This window comes from Rhodococcus opacus (genome assembly GCF_012396235.1).
GTDB classification, from domain to species: Bacteria; Actinomycetota; Actinomycetes; order Mycobacteriales; family Mycobacteriaceae; genus Rhodococcus_F; species Rhodococcus_F opacus.
The window spans coordinates 19,008-42,380 of sequence record NZ_JAAXPA010000007.1 but is presented as its reverse complement, the minus strand read 5'-3'; the positions used below and the strand labels follow the sequence as shown (position 1 = coordinate 42,380).

Annotated in this window: 8 protein-coding genes and 1 tRNA gene; 5 read left to right on the top strand and 4 right to left on the bottom strand. The window is 68.8% G+C overall.

The annotated features are described in order from the left end of the window. Positions 1–250 precede the first annotated feature (250 nt). The 3 genes from HGB39_RS10995 to HGB39_RS10985 all read left to right on the top strand — a co-directional run bounded on the left by HGB39_RS10995 (position 251) and on the right by HGB39_RS10985 (position 18,767). On the top strand, positions 251–17,011 hold the full coding sequence (locus HGB39_RS10995) for a non-ribosomal peptide synthetase (RefSeq protein WP_064080301.1): 16,761 nt from the start codon (positions 251–253) through the stop codon (positions 17,009–17,011). Positions 17,012–17,172: 161 nt separating this feature from the next. Continuing rightward, positions 17,173–18,519 (top strand): lysine N(6)-hydroxylase/L-ornithine N(5)-oxygenase family protein, encoded by a 1,347-nt coding sequence (locus HGB39_RS10990; RefSeq protein WP_005561481.1) that lies wholly within the window; start codon positions 17,173–17,175, stop codon positions 18,517–18,519. After that, entirely contained in the window at positions 18,516–18,767 is a 252-nt protein-coding gene (locus HGB39_RS10985; protein ID WP_005244517.1) for an MbtH family protein, read from the top strand. Before HGB39_RS10990 ends, HGB39_RS10985 begins: the two co-directional genes overlap by 4 nt. Positions 18,768–18,874: 107 nt before the next feature. Here HGB39_RS10985 and HGB39_RS10980 read toward each other — a convergent pair whose 3' ends face one another. Both HGB39_RS10980 and HGB39_RS10975 read right to left on the bottom strand, forming a co-directional pair. Continuing rightward, the gene (locus HGB39_RS10980; RefSeq protein ID WP_005561483.1) at positions 18,875–20,314 is read right to left on the bottom strand and encodes a threonine/serine exporter family protein; all 1,440 of its coding nucleotides are present in this window, start codon (positions 20,312–20,314) and stop codon (positions 18,875–18,877) included. Between the two features lies 1 nt (position 20,315). Further along, positions 20,316–20,696, bottom strand: coding sequence for a nuclear transport factor 2 family protein (locus HGB39_RS10975; protein ID WP_005262863.1), 381 nt, complete (start codon positions 20,694–20,696; stop codon positions 20,316–20,318). A gap of 72 nt (positions 20,697–20,768) precedes the next feature. On the opposite strand from HGB39_RS10975, the gene HGB39_RS10970 reads away from it, so the two are divergent. Both HGB39_RS10970 and HGB39_RS10965 read left to right on the top strand, forming a co-directional pair. After that, a tRNA-Thr gene (locus HGB39_RS10970) sits at positions 20,769–20,843 on the top strand. Positions 20,844–20,986: 143 nt separating this feature from the next. Next, a complete protein-coding gene (locus HGB39_RS10965) occupies positions 20,987–21,190 on the top strand; it encodes an RNA polymerase sigma factor (RefSeq protein ID WP_037206487.1) in 204 nt (67 codons plus the stop codon). Positions 21,191–21,204: 14 nt separating this feature from the next. Here the strand turns inward: HGB39_RS10965 and HGB39_RS10960 are convergent, their stop codons facing one another. Both HGB39_RS10960 and HGB39_RS10955 read right to left on the bottom strand, forming a co-directional pair. Continuing rightward, entirely contained in the window at positions 21,205–22,617 is a 1,413-nt protein-coding gene (locus HGB39_RS10960; protein WP_052023902.1) for a lipase family protein, read from the bottom strand. Between the two features lie 101 nt (positions 22,618–22,718). Further along, positions 22,719–23,354, bottom strand: a complete 636-nt coding sequence (locus tag HGB39_RS10955) for a TetR/AcrR family transcriptional regulator (RefSeq protein WP_005244512.1) — start codon at positions 23,352–23,354, stop codon at positions 22,719–22,721. Between the last annotated feature and the right edge of the window lie 19 nt (positions 23,355–23,373).

Genomic DNA, 23,373 nt, shown 5'->3' with positions numbered 1-23,373 from the left:
GTGTGCCAACGCCGCGAACGAGCGGTATGTTTACACGGTCGAACTCGACGCCGGGACCGCTTCGGTGCGGTAAAAGCTGCCGGCGGTGCGAGGGACACGCGTTCGTGGTGATTGAACACGAATTACCGCTGTGATAACCCGCGCCTGTGAACTTGCCGGCAACCGGCTTGTTGCTAGTGGGTAGCCTAACCTAAACTCCTTCGGGTGCCCGTCGTTGGACGGGCGCTCTCGACGGACGATCGGATCACCCATGTCTCCGGACCACTCGGCGGCTGCTCGCCCACAGCGCACTTCGGCTGAGGGCACTTCTCACTCGGCTCGCGTCAGTTCGACGTCTGTCGCGTTGCCGGTGACGGCCGCGCAGTCCGAGGTGTGGGTCGGGCAGCAGTTGAACCCGGGCAGCCCGGTCTACAACCTCTCGCTCGTCGTCGAGGTCGCGGGCCGGATCGACCTGGACCGTACCTCCGCGGCGATCCGGAAGACCGTCGAACGAGCCGAAGCCTTGCACGTGCGTTTCGAGCGAGGCGCCGACACCGAACTGCTGCAGGTGCCGACGGCTCCGGGCCAGTGGACCCTCGATGTCGTAGACCTGCGTGGCGACGAGGATCCCGAAGCGAGTGCGCGCGCGTGGATGGATCGCGACATGGAGACCGTGGTCGACATCGACTGCGGCGAACCGTTGTTCCGGCACGCCCTGCTGCGCACCGGGGACGAGTCGGTGATCTGGTATCAGCGCTACCACCACAGCCTCATCGACGGATACGGCATCACCCTCCTCGTGGCCGATGTCGTCGATCGATACGAGCACCCGGAACTCGAGACGTCCACGGCGCCGTGGCCCCTCGACACTCTCGTGACGTCCGACCGCGACTACCGTGCGTCGGCGCGCTTCGAGTCCGACCGCGCCTTCTGGATCCAGCAGGTGATCGACGCCCCGGAGCCGCCTCGGCTGCTCCCGCAGGTCGTCGACCACTCCGGGTCGCCGATCTCCGCCCTCGTCGAGATCGACGGGGACGACGCCGACGCGATCTACACCTTCGCCTCCGACGCCGGGATCAGGCGCACCCGGCTGCCGCTCGCCGCGGTCGTGGCGTACATCCACCGGTTCACCGGCCGCGGCGACCTCACCTTGTCGCTGCCGATGACGGCGCGGGTCGGACGCGAGCTGCGCCGCATCCCGGGTATGTGCTCGACGATCCTGCCGCTCCGGGTGCAGGTGGATCCTGAGATGACCGTGGGCGAACTCGCCACCCGCATCGACACGACGCTGATCTCGGTGCTGCGGCACGGGCGCTATCGCGGCGAGGACCTCGCCCGCGATCTGCGGTCGATCGATCCGGACCGTCAGATCTTCGGTCCCGGAATCAATTCCATGATGTTCGAGCACTCGCTGACGTTCGGCGGTTTCCCGGCGTGGGTGCGGGGTTCGGCCACCGGACCGGTCCGTGACCTCGATTTCTCCATCCGCGGTGGGCAGGATTCGGAGCCCATCCAGATCGACCTCCGGGCCCCGGCCGGTCTCGGCGCCGAGCTCGAGGAGCATCGCCGCCGGCTCGAGCACTTCGTCGGGCAGTTCGTCGCCGACCCGTCGCAGCCCATCGCGTCGCTCGATCCGATGACCGAGGCCGAGCGCAGGCAGTTGCTGGTGGAGTTCAACGACACGGCGTCCCCGCAGGAATCGGTGACGGTTCCCGACCTGTTCCATGCTCAGGTGTCGCGGACACCGGATGCCGAGGCCCTGATCGCCGGCGACATCCGGCTCACCTACCGGGAACTCGGGCAACGCGTGGCGCAGCTGTCCCACCACCTGCGCGCCCGCGGTGTCGACTCGGAAACAGTTATGGCGGTGGGTCTTCCGCGATCGGCGGAGATGGTGATCGGACTGCTCGCCGTCATGTGCTCGGGTGGGGCGTTCGTGCCCCTCGACCCGTCGTGGCCGGAGGACCGCCGGACCTCGGTCCTCGCGGACGCCGGGGCGGCGCTCGTTCTCACCGGACCCGGCGGAGTCACCGACGCGGGGGAGCGGGCCGTGCCGGTCGACCTCGCGGCGTGGGCGTACGCCGACCAGTCCACCGAGCCGCCCGCAGTGACCGTGCAGGGTTCGCGGCTGGCGTATGTCATCTTCACGTCGGGTTCGACGGGCAGGCCCAAGGGCGCCATGATCCGTCACGAGGCCGTCTGCGCGCGGCTGCTGTGGCAACGCGACCAGATCCTGGGCTTCGGACCCTCGGACGCGTCGCTGTTCAAGGCGCCACTGTCGTTCGACATCTCCGTGAACGAGATCCTGCTGCCCCTGGTGGCGGGTGGCCGGCTGGTGGTGGCCGAACCCGGTGGGGAACGGGACCCGCAGTATCTGCTGGACCTGATCGCCGGCGAGTCGGTGACGTTCGTCTATCTCGTGTCGTCGATGCTGGACGTGCTACTCGACTTGTCACGGGCTACGGATCGGCTGGCGGCGCTGAAGCATGTGTGGTGCGGCGGTGAGGTTCTCACTCCGCGCCTGTTCGAGAGGTTCCGATCGCAGCTCGCCATCACGCTGTACCACGGCTACGGCCCCGCGGAGGCGACGATCGGGGTGTCGCACGTGATCTATCGGGAGGACTCCGAGCGGATCGCGACGTCGATCGGCCGCCCGAACCCCAACACGCAGCTGTATGTGCTGGACGAACACCTGAACCCGGTGCCGCTCGGCACCGGCGGTGAGCTGTACGCCGGCGGATTCCTTCTCGGCCGCGGTTACGTGGACGCTCCGGGGCTCACGGCGTCCCGCTTCGTCGCCAACCCGTTCGCGAACGACGGATCCCGGTTGTATCGAACAGGTGACCTCGCGCGGTGGGCGCCGGACGGGTCCCTCGACTTCCTCGGCCGCGCCGACAATCAGGTGAAGATCCGGGGCATGCGACTCGAACTCGAGGACGTCGAGGTGGGCATCGTGTCCCATCCCGACGTCCGGCACAGTGCCGTCGTCGTGCGGGAGACGCCCTCGGGGGCAAAGTATCTCGCGGCCTACGTGGTGCCGAAGCAGGATACGGTACCGGACGTCGCCGAACTGCGGGTCTGGGCGTCGTCGAAGCTGCCGGAGTACATGGTGCCGTCGGCGTTCGTCGTCCTCGATCGGTTCCCGCTCACCCCCAACGGAAAATTGGACCGGCGTGCACTACCCGAGCCGGACCTCGGCGCGGCCGGCGAGAACGTCGCGCCCCGCACCGCCGCCGAGGAAACCCTGTGTGCGCTGATGGCGGGTGTTCTCGGGGTGGAGTCGGTGGGTGTCACCGACGACTTCTTCGCGTTGGGTGGCGACAGCATCGTCGCGATCCAGCTGGTCAACCACGCTCGGCGGGAAGGTCTTTCGATCAGCCCGCGGGAGATCTTCCAGCTCCGTACCGCCGAGGCGCTCGCCCGGGTCCAGGACGGCCGGACCGCGGCCGCCGTGGACTCCGACGACGTCGCAATCGGTGAAGTCCGCAGCACCCCGATCGTCGCCCGCACCGCTGAGCGGGGCGGCGAGATCGCCGCGTTCCACCAGTCGGTGCTCGTGCAGACTCCCGCCGCCCTCGACGAGCACGCCGCGACGGCGGCGCTCGCCGCGGTTCTCGCGCGGCACGACGCCCTGCGCGCGACCCTCGTCCGCGGTAACGGAAGCGGCCTCCGCCGCGGGGGCGACCGCTGGACGCTGTCCGTGCCGGAACCGTCCCCGGCGGCGGTCGACGGAATCCTGCGGGTGGTCGAATTCGACGGCAGCGCGGACCAACTCGACATCGAGACACGGGCGGCCGTCGGAAGGCTCGACCCGGATGCGGGCACGATGGTGCAGGCCGTCCTCTTCGTCGCGGCCGACGGTCCCGGCCGGTTACTGCTGATCGGACACCACCTGGTGGTCGACGGGGTGTCCTGGCGCATCATCCTCGAAGACCTCGCCCGCGCGGGATCAGCGGTGGCGGCGGGCGGCGTTCCCGAACTCGCTCCGGTCGGAACGTCGCTGCGCCGCTGGTCCGAGCTGCTCGACGAGCAGACGCGGTCGGGTGCCTTCGACCACGAACTGTCCTTCTGGGCGGACGCGGCGACCACGGAAGACCCGCTCCTCGGGTCGCGTGCGCTCGATCCCGCCCTCGACCTCGCCGGCGACGCCGAAACCCTCACGGTGACATTGCCTCCGGAGTTCACCCGGCCGCTGCTCTCCACCGTGCCCGCAGCGTTCCACGGCCACGTCAACGACGCGCTCCTCACCGGGGCCGCGGTGGCGCTGCAGAGGTGGCGAGACGGAGAGCCGGGCCCCGTGCTCCTCGATCTCGAGGGGCACGGACGCGAGGAAGACCTCGTGCGCCGCAGCGACGGACCCGCCCTCGACCTCTCCCGGACCGTCGGCTGGTTCACCACCGTCTACCCGGTGGTGCTCGACCCCGGCGCAGCGGCGGACGAGGTTGGAATCGCCGACGCGCTGAAGGCGGTGAAGGAGCAGTTGCGCCGCATCCCGGGTTCCGGGTTCGGCTACGGCGCGCTGCGCTACCTCGGTGTCCCGAAGCCGGAACTCGCGAACGCGCCGACCCCGCAGGTGCTGTTCAACTATCTCGGTCGGGTGACGTCCGCGGCGGGCGTCGACTGGCTGCCCCGAGCGATGGGCGGCGCGGACGATTCGCGGATGCCGCTCGGACACGCCTTGGCGTTCGACGTGATCGCCGAGGACGGCGCCGACGGCCCAGTCCTGCGCACGACATTGACGTGGGCGCCCGGTGTGCTCACCCGTGACGCCGTCCTGGCGCTCGCCGACGAGTGGACCGCGGTGCTGCGGGTGCTGGCCGGAGTCGACCGTCTCGGCGGTCACACGCCGTCGGACTTCCCACTGGTGTCGCTGACACAGCCGGACGTGGACGCGCTGGCGGGGGCGGCCGACGTGCTTCCGTTGACACCGCTGCAGGAGGGCATCTACTTCCAGTCGGCATTCGAGGACACGGGCACGGACCCGTACGTGGTGCAGCAGGTGATCGAACTGACCGGGCCCGTCGACGCGGCGGCGTTGCACCGTGGGCTGCAGGCGGTCGTCGACCGGCACGCTGCCCTCCGCGTCGGAGTGCGGGCGGTCTCGGACGGCAGAGTCGTGCAGGTGGTCGGCGAGAACGTCCAGGTGCCGATGGAGGTGCTCGATCTGACCGGCGTCGCGGATCCGGAGCAGCGCGTGGAACAGGTGCTGGCGGCGGATCGGGCCCGGGGCTTCGACTTCGGTCGCGGCCCCCTGCTGCGCTACACGCTCGCGCGGGTGAAACACCAAAAGTTTCTTCTGCTGCAGTCGATTCACCACATCGTCGCCGACGGATGGTCGGTGCCGGTGATGCTGCGGGAATTGATGGCCCTCTACAGCGTCGAGGGGAAGCTGCTGGCGCTGCCGACGCCCACGCCGTACCGGAGCTACCTCGAATGGCTGGATGCGCGCGACCGTCGGGCGTCGCTCGCCGTGTGGCGGGAGGCGCTCGCCGATGCCTCCGAGCCGGTGGAACTTCCGAAGCCGTCGTCGAAGGGAGAGTCCGGGATACACAGTGTCCGGGCGACACTGCCGTCGGACGCCACCGTCGCGCTGTCCGCGGTGGGCCGGGCCCGCGGATTGACGCTCAGCACGCTCGTGCACGGCACGTGGGGTCTGGTCCTCGGTCGCCTCACCGGCCGGGAGGACGTGGTGTTCGGTTCGACGGTGTCGGGCCGCGGCGGCGACCTTCCCGGTATCGAGACCATGGTGGGCCTGTTCATCAACACCGTGCCCACCCGGCTGCGGTACCGGCCGACCGACACGGTGGCCGAGACCCTCGCCCGGTGGCAGCAGGAGCAGTCGACGCTGCTCGACCACCAGTACCTGGGCCTGCCCGAGCTGCGCCGGGAAGCGGGACTGCAGGACCTGTTCGAGACGCTCGTCGTGTTCGAGAACTATCCGCTCGGCGACGGCGCGGTGGCGGATCCCACCGGTGCGGTGCAGTTGACCGGCATCCGGTTCGACGAGCACCCGCCGTACCCGATGACGCTGATCGTCGTGCCCGGTGACGCGCTGACGCTCGAGCTGAAATACGACGTCGCCCGCATCGATGCGGCGACCGCGACCCGATTCGCGGAGTCGACGGTGGCGTATCTCGCGGAGCTGACGCGGGACGTCGACCAGAACGTGTCTTCCGTCGTGCTGGCGTCGCGTGAGCCGATCGACGCGGCACTGCGCGACGTCGAGGCGGAGTTCCCCGAGACGACGGTGACGGCGCTGCTCGAGGAGCAGGCCGCCCGGACACCCGACGCGGTGGCCGTCGTGTTCGAGGACGAACACCTCACCTACGCCGAACTGCACGCGCGCGCGAACCGCCTCGCCCGGCTGCTCGTCGACCGCGGGGTGACACCCGAGTCGAAGGTGGCGGTGGCACTGCCCCGTTCGCTGGAACTGATGGTGGCGCTCCTCGCGGTCGGGAAGGCGGGCGGCGCCTACGTTCCACTCGACACCGGTTACCCCGCCGACCGGCTGGCGTTCATGCTGGAGGACGCGGAACCGGTGTGCGTCCTCACCGACGGCACCGTGCCGTTCTCCGGGTCCGATGTTCCGCAGGTCCGGGTGTCGGACGCCGACCGGTACTCGCCCGAGCCGCTGACCGGTGTCGCGCTCGTGCCCCAGCACCCCGCCTACGTGATCTACACGTCGGGCTCGACGGGACGGCCCAAGGGGGTCGTCGTGCCGCACGCCGGCATCGTCAACCGTCTGTTGTGGGTTCAGCGGTTCCGTCCGATCACCGCTACGGACAACGTGTTCCAGAAGACGCCGTCCAGCTTCGACGTGTCGGTGCTGGAGTTCTTCGGACCGCTCCTCGCCGGGGCGACCCTCGTGCTGGCGCGGCCGGACGGCCACAAGGACCCGGCGTACCTCGCCGACGTCATCGTCCGGCAGTCGATCACGCGTGTGCATTTCGTGCCCTCGATGCTCGAGGTGTTCCTTGCCGAGCCCGCCGCAGCCCGGTGCACCGGGCTGCGGATCATCTCGTGCAGTGGTGAGGCGCTTCCCGTGGCATCCGCGCGGCGCGTCGCCGAACTCCTGCCGGGAGTGGAACTCGACAACCTCTACGGTCCGACCGAGGCGTCGGTCGACGTCAGCTACGCCGCGTCGGTGCAGGGAATCGACGCGGCCGCGCCGTCCGTGCCGATCGGCCTGCCCACGTCCAACACCGGTCTCTACGTGCTCGATCGGTATCTGCAGCCGGTGCCCGCGGGTGCGGCCGGTGAGCTGTACCTGTCGGGGCCACAGCTGGCCCGCGGCTACCTGGGCAGGCCCGGGCTGAGCGCCGAGCGCTTCGTCGCCGACCCGTTCTCCCACACCGGGTCCCGCATGTACCGCACCGGGGACGTCGCCCGGGTCAACGCCGACGGTGCGGTCGAATACCTCGGCCGGATCGACGATCAGGTGAAGTTGCGCGGCTTCCGCATCGAACTGGGCGAGATCGAAGCCCAGATGGCCGCCTGCCCCGGAGTGCGGCAGGCTGCCGCCGTCGTGCGCTCGGACCGGCCCGGTCAGCAGCAGCTGGTCGGATACGTCGTCGGCGACGCCGACCCCGACGACGTCCGTGCGCAGTTGGCCACGGCGCTGCCGGAATTCATGGTGCCCGTCGCGTTCGTGATGCTGGACGAGTTTCCGCTCGGCCCCAGCGGCAAGCTGAACCGTAAAGCCCTCCCCGCACCGGACTTCTCCGCGCAGGCGACGTCCGCGCCGGTCGTGGACAGCGGACCGGCGGGGGTGCTGGCCGCCCACTACGCCGAGGTTCTCGGTCTCGGGACCGTCGGGGTGGACGACGACTTCTTCGCGCTCGGCGGCGACAGCATCCTCGCCATCCGCCTGGTGAATCTCGCTCGCCGGGAGGGAATCACCGTCACCCCGCGGCAGATCTTCGAACAGCGGACGCCGGCCGCGCTCGCGCGGCTGGTCGCGGCCACCGTCGTCGCGTCGGCCCCGCGCGTGGAGGAGTCGGGCACCGGTGTCCTGCCGCCGCTACCGGTGGTCCATCGGCTGTCCGAATGGAGTGGCGGAAAGAACCGCTTCAACCAGGCCGTTCTGCTCCACACACCGGCGGGAACCAGCACTACCGTCCTGACGGCCGCCCTGCACTCGGTGATCGGTCACCACGACGGCCTGCGGCAGAAGCTCACCCGGCACGCGCCGGGTGTGTGGTCGCTCGAGATCACCGAATCCGCAGACCTGGAACTGCGTCGCGTCGACGTCACCGGACTCGACGCCGCCGCGCTGCGCGAAACCGTCGCAGCAGAATCCGACGCCGCCACCGATCGGCTCGACCCCGACGACGGCACCATGCTGTCGGCGGTGTGGTTCGACGCCGGCCCGCAGGAGCTGGGCAGGCTCCTCCTCGTCGCACACCATCTGGTGATCGACGGGGTGTCGTGGCGGACGCTGATCGAGGACCTCGCCATGGCGTGGGTGGCGGCCGACAGCGGCCAGGACGCCGCGCTCGACCCGGTGCCCACGTCGCTGCGCGGATTCGCCCGCATCGTCACCGAGCAGGCGCAGGACCCCGCCCGGCTCGCCGAACTCGACCACTGGCTGCGCGTCACCGAACCCGGTGCCGACCTGGTGGCCGACACCGACGGGCACGCGGTCGTGAGCAGCGGCGCACGGCGGACGGTCCTCCTGGACCCGCAACTCACGACGGCGCTGCTGACCACCGTTCCCGCCGTGGTCGGCGCCGACGTCACCGATGTGCTGCTCGCGGCGCTACGACTGTCGGCCGACCGGTGGTTCGCCGGCCGTGGACGCGAGAACGACCTGCTGGTGGACCTCGAGCGGCACGGCCGCGAAGAACTCACCGAGGGCGTGGATCTCTCCCGGACCGTCGGCTGGATCACCAACGTCACCCCCGTCCGGCTGCGCAGCCGGACGGGCGCACTCGAGACGCTCCAGGACGTCAAGGAACAGCTGCGCGGCGCCCCCGACGGCGGCATCGGCTACGGCATGCTGCGGTACGTCAACGCGCGCACCGCGGGTCTTCTGGCGGCACGGGCGGAATCGCAGGTGCTGTTCAACTACCTGGGCCGCATGCCGCACGCGGTGCCCGGACCCTGGACGCCCGCGGTCGAATCCGACTCGCTGGCAACCGATCCCGATGCCGATCTCGGTGGCCCTTACCGGCTGGTGATCAACGCCCTGTGCGAGGAGTCCGAGCGGGGCACCGAACTGCAGGCCGTCTTCGCCTGGTCGGACGCAGACCTGAGCGAGGCCGACGTCGTCGCGTTGAGCGACGGCTGGGTGTCGGCACTTCGTGAACTGGCCGACGCCGCAGGAGAACACGACGGACCGGCGATGCTCACACCGTCCGACCTTCCCCTCGTGGAGCTGACGCAGGAGGAGATCGCCCGGATCGTCGAGGCGAGCCCGAGTGGGGTCGACACGGTGCTGCCGCTGTCGCCGCTGCAGGAGGGCCTCTACTTCCAGGCCGGGTTCGACTCCGGCGCCGACATCTACACGGCACAGTTCTCACTCGACTTCGCGCACCGCCTCGACACCGACAGGCTCGCCGCCGCGCTGCGCACCCTGCAGCGACGCAACCCCACGCTGCGAGCGGGATTCGTCAGTGCCGGCCTGCCCGCGCCGGTGCAGTTCTTCGCCGCCGGCCTGGACGTGCCCATCGCCGAGTTCGACCTCCGGGAACTCGACGAGCCTGAACGTGCGTCCTACGCCGAACAGCTGACCGCACAGGACCGGCTGACACCGTTCGACCTCACCTCCCCGCCGCTGTGGCGGGCAATGGTGCTGCGGCTCGGCGACTCCCACGACCGACTGGTGATCAACCGGCAGTTCCTGCTGTGGGACGGATGGTCCAACGGCCTCGTCGTCAGCCAGCTGCTCGCCCTCTACGAATCGGGCGGCGACGACTCCGGGTTCGCCGCCCCGGAAGGATCTTTCGAGGACTACCTGCAGTGGCTGGCCACCCGGGACTCCGGTGCCGCGCAGTCGGCGTGGACCGACGCGCTCGGCGGGCTCGACGAACCGACGCTGCTGGCCGCGACCGTCGTGGGGGAGCCGCAGCCACCCCAGCGCCGGGACGCGGTGCTGTCCGAGGAACTGAGCGAACGGCTCCGTGCCGGTGCCCGCGGTGCCGGTGTCACGTTCAACGCGGTGCTCAATGCCGCGCTGGCCGTCGTGCTCGGAATCGAGACCGGACGCCGGGACCTGGTGTTCGGCACCACCGTGGCCGGGCGCCCACCGGAGGTCCCGGGCATCGACGCGGTGGCGGGAATGTTCCTCAACACCGTCCCCGTCCGGACGACGCTGCGCGCCGGCGAGACCGTCGCCGACCTGCTCCGGCGAATCCAGTCGGAGAGGTTGGCGCTGACCCCGTACGACTACCTCGGGCTCGCCTCCATCCAGCGGGTCTCCGAGCACCGGCAGCTGTTCGACGTGCTGTACGTCCTGCAGAACTTCGTGGACGAGAAGCAGGTGGCGGCGCTCGATGCGGCGCACGACATCAGCGGCGGCGACAGCATCGATCACACGCACTACCCGGTCACGGTCGTCGTGACGCCGGGCGCGAGCGTGAAGGTGAAGTTCGAGTTCCACCCCGAGAAGATCTCGGAGTCGCGGGTCGAACGTATGCTGTCGCGGTACCTGACCGTGCTCGAGGAGTGGTCCACCGACCTGTCGGGTGTGGTCGGCGGAATCGCCGGTGCCGCAACGCCCGCGCCGTTCGAACGGAAGGCTCTGCCCGACAGAACCATCGCCGATCTGTTCGCCGACGCGGCCCGACTCCGACCGGACGAGACGGCCCTGGTGTTCGGGGACCGCACCGTGAGTTACGCCGAACTCGACGCCGACGTGAACCGGATGGCCCGGCTCCTGCTGGGCCGCGGCGCGGGCCCGGAGCGGATCGTCGCACTCGCGCTGCCGCGGGCGGTGGAGATGGTGGTCGCGCTGTTCGCCGTGCTGCGCACCGGATCCGCGTATCTGCCGCTCGAACTGGACCACCCCGCCGAGCGCCTCGTCGCGATGCTCGACGACGCGCGTCCGACGGTCCTGGTCACCACGTCGGACGTCGCGGGAACCCTCGCCGCTGCGACGGTCGACACGCTGACCGTCGACACTCTGGACGTCGGCGCGGTCGCGTCCGGACCGCTGTCGGAGGCCGAACTCGGCGGATTCGCGCCCGGAACCCCCGGGCGCCTGGACCATCCGGCGTATGTCATCTACACGTCCGGGTCCACGGGCAAGCCGAAGGGCGTCGTCACCCCGTACCGCGGCCTGACCAACATGCAGTTCAACCATCGTGAGGCGATCTTCGAACCCGTCGTGGCCGCTGCGGGCGGCCGGCGACTGCGCATCGCGCACAGCGTGTCGTTCGCGTTCGACATGTCGTGGGAGGAACTGCTGTGGCTGGTCGAAGGTCACGAGGTCCACATCTGCGACGAGAATCTGCGGCGTGACGCCGAGGCGCTCGTGACCTATTGCGACGCCCACGCGATCGACGTCGTCAACGTGACGCCGACGTACGCCCAGCACCTCGTCGAGGAGGGTCTGCTCGACGACGGTCCGGGGCGGCACCGGCCGCCGCTGGTGCTCCTCGGCGGTGAGGCAGTGCCGGATTCGGTGTGGAACCGGTTGCGCGACACGGACGGAACGGTCGGGTACAACCTGTACGGTCCCACCGAGTACACGATCAACACCCTCGGCGCCGGCACCGCGGACAGCGCGACACCCACCGTCGGCACCCCGATTTGGAATACGTCCGCCTACGTGCTGGACGCCTGGTTGCGTCCGGTCCCGGACGGCGTTCCCGGTGAGTTGTACATCTCCGGGGTCGGGTTGGCGCGCGGCTACCTCGACCGGTTCGCACTGACGGCGGAGCGGTTCGTCGCCGACCCGTTCCGGGAATCCGTACGTATGTATCGGACGGGTGATCTCGTCCGGAGACGTGAGGACGGGAATCTCGACTTTCTCGGCCGGACCGACGATCAGGTGAAGATCCGCGGTCACCGGGTGGAACTCGGCGAAATCGCGTCCGCGCTCGAAGCGCTGGACGGCGTGCGCCAGGCGGCTGTCGTGGTCGACTCCGGTGCGGGTGGATTCAAGCGACTGGTCGGCTACGCCGTCCCCGTGAGTACTTATCAACCGCGGGACGTTGACAAGTACTCACAGGCGCTGCGCGCAACGTTGCCGGACTACATGGTGCCCGCCGCGGTCATCAAGGTCGACAGCCTGCCGATGACGGTCAACGGCAAGCTCGACGTCAAGGCGCTGCCGTCGGCGGACGACGTGCTCGGCCGCAGCGGCGGCGCGCGCACGGAACCGCGCACCGACACCGAACGGGTGCTGTCCGCCTTGTTCGGTGAGGTCCTCGGCGTCCCCGCCCCCGGGGTCGACGACGACTTCTTCGACCTCGGCGGTCACTCGTTGCTGGCCACCAGGCTGATCAGCCGGGCACGGGCCGCACTCGACACCGACCTCACCATGCGCGACCTGTTCGAGGCACCGACCGTGGCGGAACTCGCCGCCCGGATCGGCGACGACACCGGATCGACGCGTCCGGTACTGGTGGCTCGGCCGCGTCCCGAGCACCTGCCGCTCTCCGCTGCGCAGCAACGACTGTGGCTGCTCCAGCAGATGGAGGGCGCGTCGGTTCGGGATGGGGCGGGCCCCGCCGTCGCGTACAACTTCCCGATCGTCCTGCGACTGCAGGGTGCACTGGACCCCGGGTTGTTCGAGCAGGCGCTGACCGACGTCGTGTCGCGGCACGAATCGCTGCGAACGGTGTTCGGGGAGCACGACGGTGAACCGGTGCAGGTGATCCTGGACGACGCCCGCCCCGACGTCGCGGTGGTGGACGGCACCGAGGCCGATCTGGTCCGGCTGATCACCGAGACCGTCGGCCGCCCGTTCGACCTGGCCACGGAGATCCCGGTGCGCGCGAGCCTCATCCGGGTCGCGGACGAACACGTGCTGGCCATCGTGCTGCACCACATCGCCACCGACGAATGGTCGGACCGCCCGTTCCTGCGGGACCTGATGACGGCGTACGCCGCTCGCGCGCAGGGTTCGGCGCCGGCGTGGGAGCCGCTCGGCGTGCAGTACGCCGACTACACGCTGTGGCAGCGCGACGTTCTGGGTGATCCGCAGGACCCGTCCAGCCTCGTCAGCCGTCAACTCGACTACTGGGCGACGACTCTCGACGGTGCGCCGGAGGAGTTGGTGCTCCCCACCGACCGCACCCGGCCCGCGCGGCCCAGCTTCGCCGGTGGCGCGATCGAGACGACGCTCGACGCCGCGACGACACGGGCCCTGCGTGCGCTCGCGCGGACGTCGGGAACCAGCATGTTCATGGTGCTGCACGCGGCGTCGGCGGCGTTGCTGCACCGTCTCGGAGCGGGCGACGACCTGCCGATCGGCGCGCCGGTCGCCGGTCGCAGCGAACAGGGTCTCGACGACCTGATCGGATTCTTCGTCAACACCGTGGTGCTGCGGACGGACGTGTCCGGCAACCCCACGTTCGACGAGCTGCTGGCACGGGTCCGCGACACCGACCTGGCGGCGTTCTCGCATGCGGACGTCCCTTTCGAAACCGTCGTGGAGAAGGTGAATCCGGCGCGGACCCTGGCCCGGAACCCGCTGTTCCAGGTGATGGTCGGCTACCACAGCCGGACGTCCGATTCGGCGCTCGCACCCGGACTGGCCCTCGCCCCGGTGGCGTTCGAGGAACGCACCGCCAAGTTCGACCTGGTGTTCAACTTCACCGAGTACCTCGACGACGACCGGGTCGAGCTGCGTTTCGAATACGGCTCCGACCTGTTCGACCGGGCCACCGCGGAGAAGATCGCGCGCAGGCAGGTCGTGGTGCTGGACGCCCTCGCGTCGGACTCGGGTCGCACGGTCGGCGACCTCGACGTGTTCCTCGGCGACGAACGCGAACTCGTGGTGCGCGGGTTCAACGACACCGCACAGCCGGTGGCGGAGGAGACGTTCTACGAGGCATTCGCCCGCCACGTGGCCGCGACCCCGGACGTCGTGGCCGTCGTCGACGGCGACGGCGAGGTTACCTACGCGGAACTGAGTGTTCGCGCCGACCGAATCGCCGCACTGCTGCATCGCCGCGGCGTCTGCGCCGAAGACGTTGTGGGACTCGCGGTCCCGAGGTCGGCGCAGATGGTTTCGGTCGTGCTCGGGGTGCTGAAACTCGGGGCCGCGTACCTTCCGCTCGACCTGAACCACCCATCCGACCGCATCTCCTACATGCTCGCCGACTCCGCCGCGCGGGTGCTGGTGACCACGGTGGGGGAGAGCCCGCGCATCGCGGACGTCGGCAGCCTCGCTCGCGTTCTCCTCGACGACGCGTCCGTCGTCGCGGAACTCGAGACCGGCCCCGCCCCGCAGGTGCCGCAGCCCCCGCAGGGCTTGGACCACGCCGCGTACGTCATCTACACGTCGGGCTCCACCGGTAAACCCAAGGGCGCGATCCTCACTCACGACGGGATCCCCAGCCTCGTCGCGACCGCCGAACAGCGGATGAAGCTCGTCCCCGGTTCGGTGGTGATGCAGTTCGCGTCGATCGGATTCGACGTCGCGGTCTTCGAGTTGTCGATGGCACTGTGCACGGGATCCCGCCTGGTGATCGTGCCCGACGAGTCCCGCGTCGCCGGACCGGAACTCACCGACTTCATGGCCGCACACGCCGTGACGCACGCGATCATTCCGCCGTCACTGCTGGCGGCGTTGCCGTCGGGGTGTGACGTCCCCGAGGGCTGCACCGTGCTGGTGGGCACCGAGACCGTGCCGCCGGAACTGATCGGACGCTGGGCGGAACGGCTCAACCTGCTGGCCGCGTACGGCCTCACCGAGGCCACCGTCAACAACACGCTGTGGCAGGCGCAACCCGGATGGAACTCGGCCGTGCCGATCGGCATCCCCGATCCCAACGAGCAGGCGTACGTCCTCGACGACCGCCTGCAGCCGGTACCGCCGGGAGTGGCGGGCGAGTTGTACATCGCCGGACGCGGACTGGCCCGCGGCTACCTCGGCCGGCCCGACCTCACGTCGGTACGGTTCCTGCCCAGCCCCTTCGGCGACGCGGGCACCCGGATGTACCGGACCGGTGACCGGGCGCGCTGGCGGGCCGACGGCAACATCGACTTCCTCGGACGCGTCGACGACCAGGTGAAGATCCGCGGATTCCGCATCGAACTCGGCGAGATCATCGCGGCCCTCGGAAGCCATCCGGTGGTGAAGCAGTCGGCGGTCGTCGCGGACCGGTCCGGCGACATCGTCCGGCTCGTGGGCTATGTGACACCGGCCGACGGTCACGGAGCCGGGCAGATCGATCCGCAGGCGGTGCGGGAACACGCCGCCGCGCGGTTGCCCGACTACATGGTGCCGACTCTCGTGGTCGTGCTGGACGGCGATCTCCCGTTGACACCCAACGGCAAACTCGACCGCAAGGCGCTTCCGCTGCCGGACTGGTCGGCCCTGACCGGGGACGGCGCCCCGCAGACGTCGGAGCAGAAGGAGATCGCCGCAGTGTTCGCCGACATCCTGCATCTGCCGTCGGTGGGCATCCACGACAACTTCTTCGACCTCGGCGGCAACTCCATGGCGTCGATGCGGGTGGTGGGACGGATCCGCGGGCGGTTCGCCGTCGACATCGGTATCCGGGACGTGTTCGACAATTCCACGGTGGCCGAACTCGCCGCACTCGTCGCGGGGGCCTCGTCCACCGGCAGGCCGGTGCTGACGGCAGCGGACCCGAGACCGGAGGCGCTGCCGTTGTCCGGGCCGCAACGCCGGTTCTGGAAGCAGTTCCGGGCGGCCGGCGCCGAGGCGCGGGCCAGTCACGCACTGTCGCTGCAGCTTCGCGATACCGTCGATGTCGAGATCCTGGCGCAGGCTCTCGACGACGTCACGTCCCGGCACGAACCGCTGCGGACCGTGTACGTAGAGGCCGGGGACACCGTCGTCGCGCAGGAAGCGGTGCGGCCCGCCCTCGAACTCGTCGACGTCGGGGACGGAGACGTTCACCGCACCGTCTTCGAATTGGCGCAGGAACCCCTCGATCTCACCGAGCACGCACCGCTCCGGGTGCATCTCGTGACCGGCGCCGACGGCACCCAGGTGTTGCTCCTCGCGATGCACTACATCGCCGTCGACGAGTGGTCCGTGGTGCCGTTGCTCGGTGATCTGATGGGCGCATACGCAGCGCGCTCGCACGGCGAGGAACCCGGGTGGGAACCGCTGCCCGTCGGATACGCCGACTACGTCGTGTGGTCGCAGGCACTCGTCGGCGATCCCGAGGACCCGGACAGCCGTCGGTCGCGTCAGCTCGACTACTGGCGGGAGACGCTGGACGGCATGCCGTCCCGGCTCGACCTGCCCGCCCCGGCCGGGCGCGGACCGCGGACGGCGGAGATCGTGCCGGTCGAGATCGACGCGGAACTCCACAGCGCGGCCCGGAGGTTCGCGAGCGACACGGGCACCAGCCTGTTCATGGTGTTGCAGGCCGCACTCGCCACCGTGCTGACACGGCACGGCGCGGGCACGGACATTCCGCTGGGGTCACTCGTCGCGGGACGCACGGAGGAGGCGCTGGACGCGCTGGTCGGCTGCTTCTTCAATATCGTTCTGTTGCGAACGGATACGAGCGGTGATCCCGATCCCGTGGAGTTGCTGCGGCGTGTCCGTACCGCGAATCTCGACGCGCTGGACAACCAGGATGTGGCGTTCGCCGACGTCGTGGAGGCGGTCGGTGAGACCGCGGTGCTGCGTCCGCAGGTCATGCTCGTTCATCACGAGCAGGCCAGGCTCGGTCGTCTCGACGCGCTGGGTGGGTTGATGCCGGTGCCGGTGGGTGTTCCGGATTCGGACCTGACGCTGAGTTTCTACGAGCCGATCGGCGACGGACCCGTCCACGCGTATTTCTCGTTCTCCTCGGATGTGCTGGACGCCGAGACGGTTCGTGGCTGGGCGTCGGAGTTGTCGTCGCTGGTCACCGTGTGGGCGGAAGGATCCCGATGATCAAGAGTGATCCAGATCGCAGTTCCGGGGCGGAGTTCGCCGCCGCGAGGGCCGGAAGTACTTGGTACTGTGCTGGAAATAAGGATAGGCTTCACTATCTTTTCGAAGGCGGACGGCGGCTGGGTCGGGTGCGGCGCGGCGTCGAGGACGGACAACGAGCTATGAGTGAATCGCCGGAAACGGTCGGTACAGATCTCCCGGTGCGAGATGTCGTGGGTGTCGGATTCGGTCCCGCTAACCTCGCCCTGGCCATTGCCATCGAGGAGCACAATGCGGAGTGCCCCCCGCGCGAGCGGATCAGCGCGCAGTTCTTCGAGAAGCAGGATCGGTTCGGGTGGCATCCTGGGATGCTTCTCGACGGCGCGACGATGCAGATCGCGTTTCCGAAGGACCTGGTGACGTTCCGGAATCCGCGTAGCGCATTCACCTTCTTCAATTACCTTTTCGATCAGGGTCGCCTCGTCGACTTCGTCAATCACCAGACCTTCTTCCCGACTCGTCACGAGTTTCACGACTACTTGCAGTGGGCGGCACGCCGAGTGGACGCCGACGTGCGATACGGCACCGCGGTGGAGACCGTGCGCGGAATCCGCGGCGACGACGGGGTGATCGACCGTTTCGAGGTCCGCGCCGCCGACGGCAGCACGGTGATCGCGCGCAACGTCGTGATGGGCGCCGGTCTGCGGGAACGAATCCCCGAGTGGGCCAACCCCTCTGCGCGGTGCTTCCACAACCACCAGTTCCTGTTCCGGCTCGGTGAGATGCCGGCCCCGGTCCACCATCGGTTCGTCGTCCTCGGAGCGGGTCAGAGTGCCGCCGAGATTGTGCAGTACCTGCACGGAAACTACCCCGAAGCCGAAGTCCACAGCGTCTTCTCGCGGTACGGGTACAGCCCGGCCGACGACAGTCCGTACGCCAACCGCATCTTCGATCCGGAGGCGGTGGACGATCTGCACGGTGCCCCGGAGGCGGAGCGTCTGCGATTGCTGGATGTCCATAGGAGTACTAACTATTCGGTGGTCGACATCGAGCTCATCAACGAGCTCTACGCGACCGAATACCAGGAACGCGTTCGTGGGCGTCGTCGCCTGTTCATGCGTCGCGCGTCGGAGATCATTGCCGTCGACGAGACTTCGGACGGAATCGAGGTGGCTGTCCGCAGCGGCGTGGACGGCCTCACCGACACTCTCGCTTGCGACGCACTGATTCTGGCCACCGGTTTCACCCCCGCACCCCTCGAACCTCTACTCGGCGATCTCGCGCCGCAAACCCACCCGCCGCGCGACGTGGGCCGAGATTACAGATTGGCGGTTTCACCGGACGTCACAGCGGGAATCTATCTGCAGGGCGGCACGGAGAAAACGCACGGAATCACGTCGTCGCTCCTGTCGAACGTTGCCGTGCGGGCGGGAGAGATCGTTACATCTGTCGTAACAAGGCGTGGCCGCAACGGCACGCTTGCTAGTGTGAACGCACAGGACACGTATGCGACAAGCGAGGCGAGATGAGCACCAATCCATTCGATGACGAAGAAGGCCGCTTCTACGTGCTGGTGAACGATGAGGACCAGCACTCACTGTGGCCCACGTTCTCTGAGGTGCCGGCAGGCTGGCGCGTAGTTTTCGGCGAGGAAAGCCGGGCCGCGTGCCTCGAGTACGTGGAGAAGAACTGGACCGACATGCGGCCGAAGAGCCTGCGTGAGGCCATGGAGGCCGACGAGAAGTCGGGCGGACGGCACAGCGTCGACAAGAGCTGACCTCCCCGGGCGCCGCGTTTCGGCGACGATGTGCCGGGACGACCGTCCGGTGAGACACCGGCGGTCGTACCCGGCAGACGGCCGAGAGGCCGTCACCTGAAACTGCCTCAGGCCGCCTTCTGTGTGTGTGTTTCGACCGGCTTCCGCCGCCTCGTCTTGAAGACGGGGCGGCGGATGTCGTCTGTGCGACGCAGGATGCGCGGCCTCCGCAGGGTCCGGGCGATCCACTCGCCCAGCGTGACGCCCGCCGCGAGCGCGCAGCCGATACCGAACGCCGCCAGCAGCGAGCTGAGTCCGATCACCACCTCGTTGTTGAGCAGGGCGTACAGACCCCGGTACAGAGACAGACCCGGCAGCAGTGGCGTGATACCCGCCACCACGACGACCAGCGGCGGCGTGAGCGCGCGGCGGGCCATCAGACCACCGGCGAAACCGACCACCGTGGCCGCGAGTGCCGAACCGATGATGGGGCCGATGCCGAACTGGTGCGCCACCATGTAGACCAGGGCGCCGGCCGCGCCACCGAACCACGCGGCCGTGAGGGCACGCTGCTCGGCGTAGCAGGCCAATGCATAGAACATCGACGCGAAAGCGCCCGACATCACCAGGACGGGTAGCTGCACGAGTTCCGTGATCTCGACGTTGACGGGTGGCAGGGTCGAACCCAGCACACCGGTCAGACGCAACGAGATGGCCACACCGGCGATGATGCCGCCGGTCATCATGACCACTTCGAAGAATCGCGCCGCCGCGGTGATCGGTGCTCCGGTGATGGCGTCCTGCACGGAACCGACCAGCGACAACCCGGACAACAGCACCACCACACCGGCCGAAATGATCTGTGAGGGTCTGATCTCGACACCCAGCTGATCCTGGAACGTGTACAGCGTCGCCGCCGGGGTCGCCGCCACCAGACCGCCCGCCACCTGCTGGAAGAAGAACGGCAGACCGATGCGGTTGAGGACGCGGTTGACCCGGTAGATCACCATCGTCGTCAGGAAGGCGACCGATGCGACCAGCACACCACCACCCATCAACACGGAGACCGACGCGGCCATGGACGCCCAGGCGAGCGTCGCGATCCAGCGGTTGTACGGGTGCGGCGCCGTGGTGACCGCGGTCAGGGCCTCGTGCGCCTCGCTGGGGGTGACGGCCTCCCGGCGGATCCGCCGCGTGAGCCGGTCCACCGCCGCGAGGCGGGTGAAGTCCATCGAGCGGTAGTGCACTATCCGCATCGTGCTCGCCGGCGGGAGCGTCGGCCCGCGGTACGCGGACAGCACGATGGAGTTGTACGTGACATCCACATCGCACTGAGCGAGGCCGTACGTGGCGGCGATGAACTGCACCTGCTCGGCGGTGTCCATCGCACCGGTGCCGGACGCGAGGAGCACTTCACCGACTCGCACGGCGAGGTCGAGTACTTCGGCGACCACCGCGTCGTCGGTGAGGTCGATCGGCTGCAGCGGTGTGGGTGCAGCGGTGACCGCATCGACCGTTGCGCGACGGTCGCCTGTGAGACGTTGGAGGGATTCTGTGAGCTTGGCCATACTACGTGTCGGAGACAAGATCTTTCTCGGTCAAATCGGTGGCGGAGAGTGCAGACTCGAGTGTCTCGTGGCGGAACGTGGAGATGACCTGATCGTGGACGACACGGAATGCAGAGGCCAGGATACGCGTCTCCTCGGGGTCCGTGGCCCACGTGGCCTGCTGTTCGACCACCAGCACCCCGTCGTAGTAATACATTCGCTGCGGAATCAGCGTGATGCCCGCGGTAGACGCCCATTCCCGCAGCGCCGCCAGGCCCTGGGTGGCGCCTTTCGGCCCACCCATCTCGATGTCGTCGCTCGACAGCGACAGCAGAGTGTCGATGTCGCCGGAGTTGAGGGCGTCGTGCCAAGCGAGGACAGTGGCGATCTCCGAGGTACTCATGGCTCCAACGCTATCCAATGTGGGCGGAAGTAGCCGTCGTTCCTGCAATGGATATGATGGGCGCGCGTGTCCGCCTCCTTAGCTCAGTGGTAGAGCACTCGCCTTGTAAGCGAGCGGTCGTCAGTTCAATCCTGACAGGAGGCTCCACCGCGGAATTACCTCCGCACACAGAGGGCCACCTTCTCCCGGGAAGGTGGCCCTCTGTGTTTCCCGCACGCTCACCCCTGGGTGGGCAGTTCGTCACCCTGGGGTCCCTGTCTCCGACCCCGCCGGTCATTGACGATGAGTGCATGCAAGTGAATTCGTGCAGGTCGGTGGTACTGGACGCGGTGGAAGCGCTGCCCGCCCTCGAGCGGGAGACACTGGCCCTCGTGTATTACCGGGGAATGTCCTGCGACGAGGTGGCGGACACGATGCAGATCAGCGTCGCCACCGTCCGGGACCGCCTTCACGAGGGGGCGCGCAGACTGCTCGCCGGTGTCGGCGACCTCTGATCGGGACCGCGCCCTCACGTGCCGATCGGCTGACCGAGCAGGCTCGCGATCGTGTCGCCGACGATCGACGACCACACCGGCCACGTCGCCTGGTCGAGGGCCATCGATCCCACGTCGTGGGTGATGCATCCGGCGTCGGTGGGCACCCCGGCGAACCGGTCCCGCAGCCACATCAGAGCGCTCGCGGCTGCGACCGGTTCGAGGGACAGATGCTCACTGGCGTGGTCGCGGGTGTACGTCACCCGGGCGTTCGGGTCCTGGCAGTAGGTGTCGACGAGTGTGTCGACGGGCCCGACCGGCACCAGCCAGTCCGGATTCGCCTGGTACATGAACATCGGCACGTCCGGGACCCGGTGACCCATCTCGGTCCGGTCGAGTACCGATTCGACCACCGGATCGCGAAGCGGGTCGCCGCTCGGGCTGTCGAACAGGCCCCTCAGGTTCGCAAACGGCAGTAGCGCCGACTGGTAGCTGACGCAGAGGTTGCTCTTGGCGGCAAGGAGCTGCTTGCCGAGTGGGTTCAGGTGCGTGTCGAGATACTCCGCGAGCTCGGGATAGTCACGGCTCACGCCGAACACGCCGCCCAGCACGATTCCCGCGCCCAGATTGTTGTCGGCGAGATCGACGAGGGCGCCGAGATCGGCGGGGATGCCGCCTTCGGCCGCGCCGACGATGTTCAGGTCCGGTGCGTAGCTCGCGTGGAGTTCGGCGGCGTGACCCGTCGCGATCGCGCCTCCGGAGTAGCCCATCAACCCGACCGGAGTCTGCCGGCCCGTCAGACCCAGGGGGTCGAAGTTCTCCGCCGCGCGGATCCCGTCCAGGGTGATGCGGCCCGCGAGGGGCCCGGCCGCATACGCGGCGTTCGGGCCCTGGTGATCCGGCATCACGACGGCCCATCCCTGGGCGAGGGCGGCCTGCGCCTCGAGGAACTGCAGCGGCGCGACGATCTGACCGGTCAACGGCGCGGGAACGGACCACTGCTGCAGTGCGTACGAGGCGGCGCAGTACTTGCCGAGGGAGTCCTCCGCCGGCTGGAGCGAGAGCAGATTACGGACGCCGTCGATCGTGCCCCGGGGCTTGACGACCGTCGCGACCGCAGGGATCGCCTCGTCCCGCGAATTGTTGGAGCGATACGACAGCTGCCACGCGTCGACGTTCACCGGAAGTACCGACAGGTTCGCCAGGTGCACTTCGCGGGCGGCGATGATCTCGCCCGGCTCGGCCGCCGCGACCACGTCCGCAGGCGGTTCGTAGAAACCCCGGCCGACCTCGGGCCAGGCGGGAACGGTAAGGGCCGGCTGCACGTCCACCGACGTTCCGCCGTCGGTGGGAGCCCCGACCGACGGCGTGGCGACGGCGAGTTGTGCGCCCACCACCATCGCTCCCACCAGCAGCATTCGACGTCGTAGCGCTCTCGTTCCGATCATGTGGTCCTCCCCGGGCCGAAGTGAGACGTCTATGTCTCACTTTGAGAGCAGACCATAGATCAGGTGTGACGGGTATCGCAATACTCGCGAGTAAGTTCGGCTCAGGTCTGGTCGGTGACCAGCGCGATGAGCATCGTGCTCAGAACGTCCACCAGGACCGAGGCGGACGGTCTGGGGGAGGCGGTGCTCCAGTGATGGGCGAGATCGTTGACCGCCCCGATGAAGGCGATCGACACCATCGCGAACCGCTCGGGCGGGTCGACGACGCCACCGTCGATCGTGCGGGTGACCGCTTCGAAGAGTTCGGCCCACTGCGTGCGGCGCGCGAGGCGGTACTGCTCCACCCGGGGGCCCGCGCCGACCACCTCCACGAAGATGATCCTGGCCCGCCGCTCGTCCGTGCCGACCGATTCGATGTAGGCCGTCATGACGGTGCCGGCGACGGTCCGGGGATCGCGCGAGGGCGCCCGGTCGTTCGCGGCGAGCACCGCGTCCCGGGCCTCGTCCTGAATCGTGTCGTAGAGCGCGAGGAGGATGTCCTCGCGGCTGCCGAACTCCTCGTAGAACTGGCGACGCGACAGTCCGGCGTGGGCGCAGATGTCACTGATCGAACTGTGGGCGTACGTCTTCTCCGCGAAGACCGACAGGGCGGAGTCGAGGAACCGTGCCCGGCGGGCTACGCGACGTTCCGCAACCGGTTGGCCGCTGTACGTCCGATTCGACTCTGCTCGGGACACGATCTCAGCCTACGGTGAC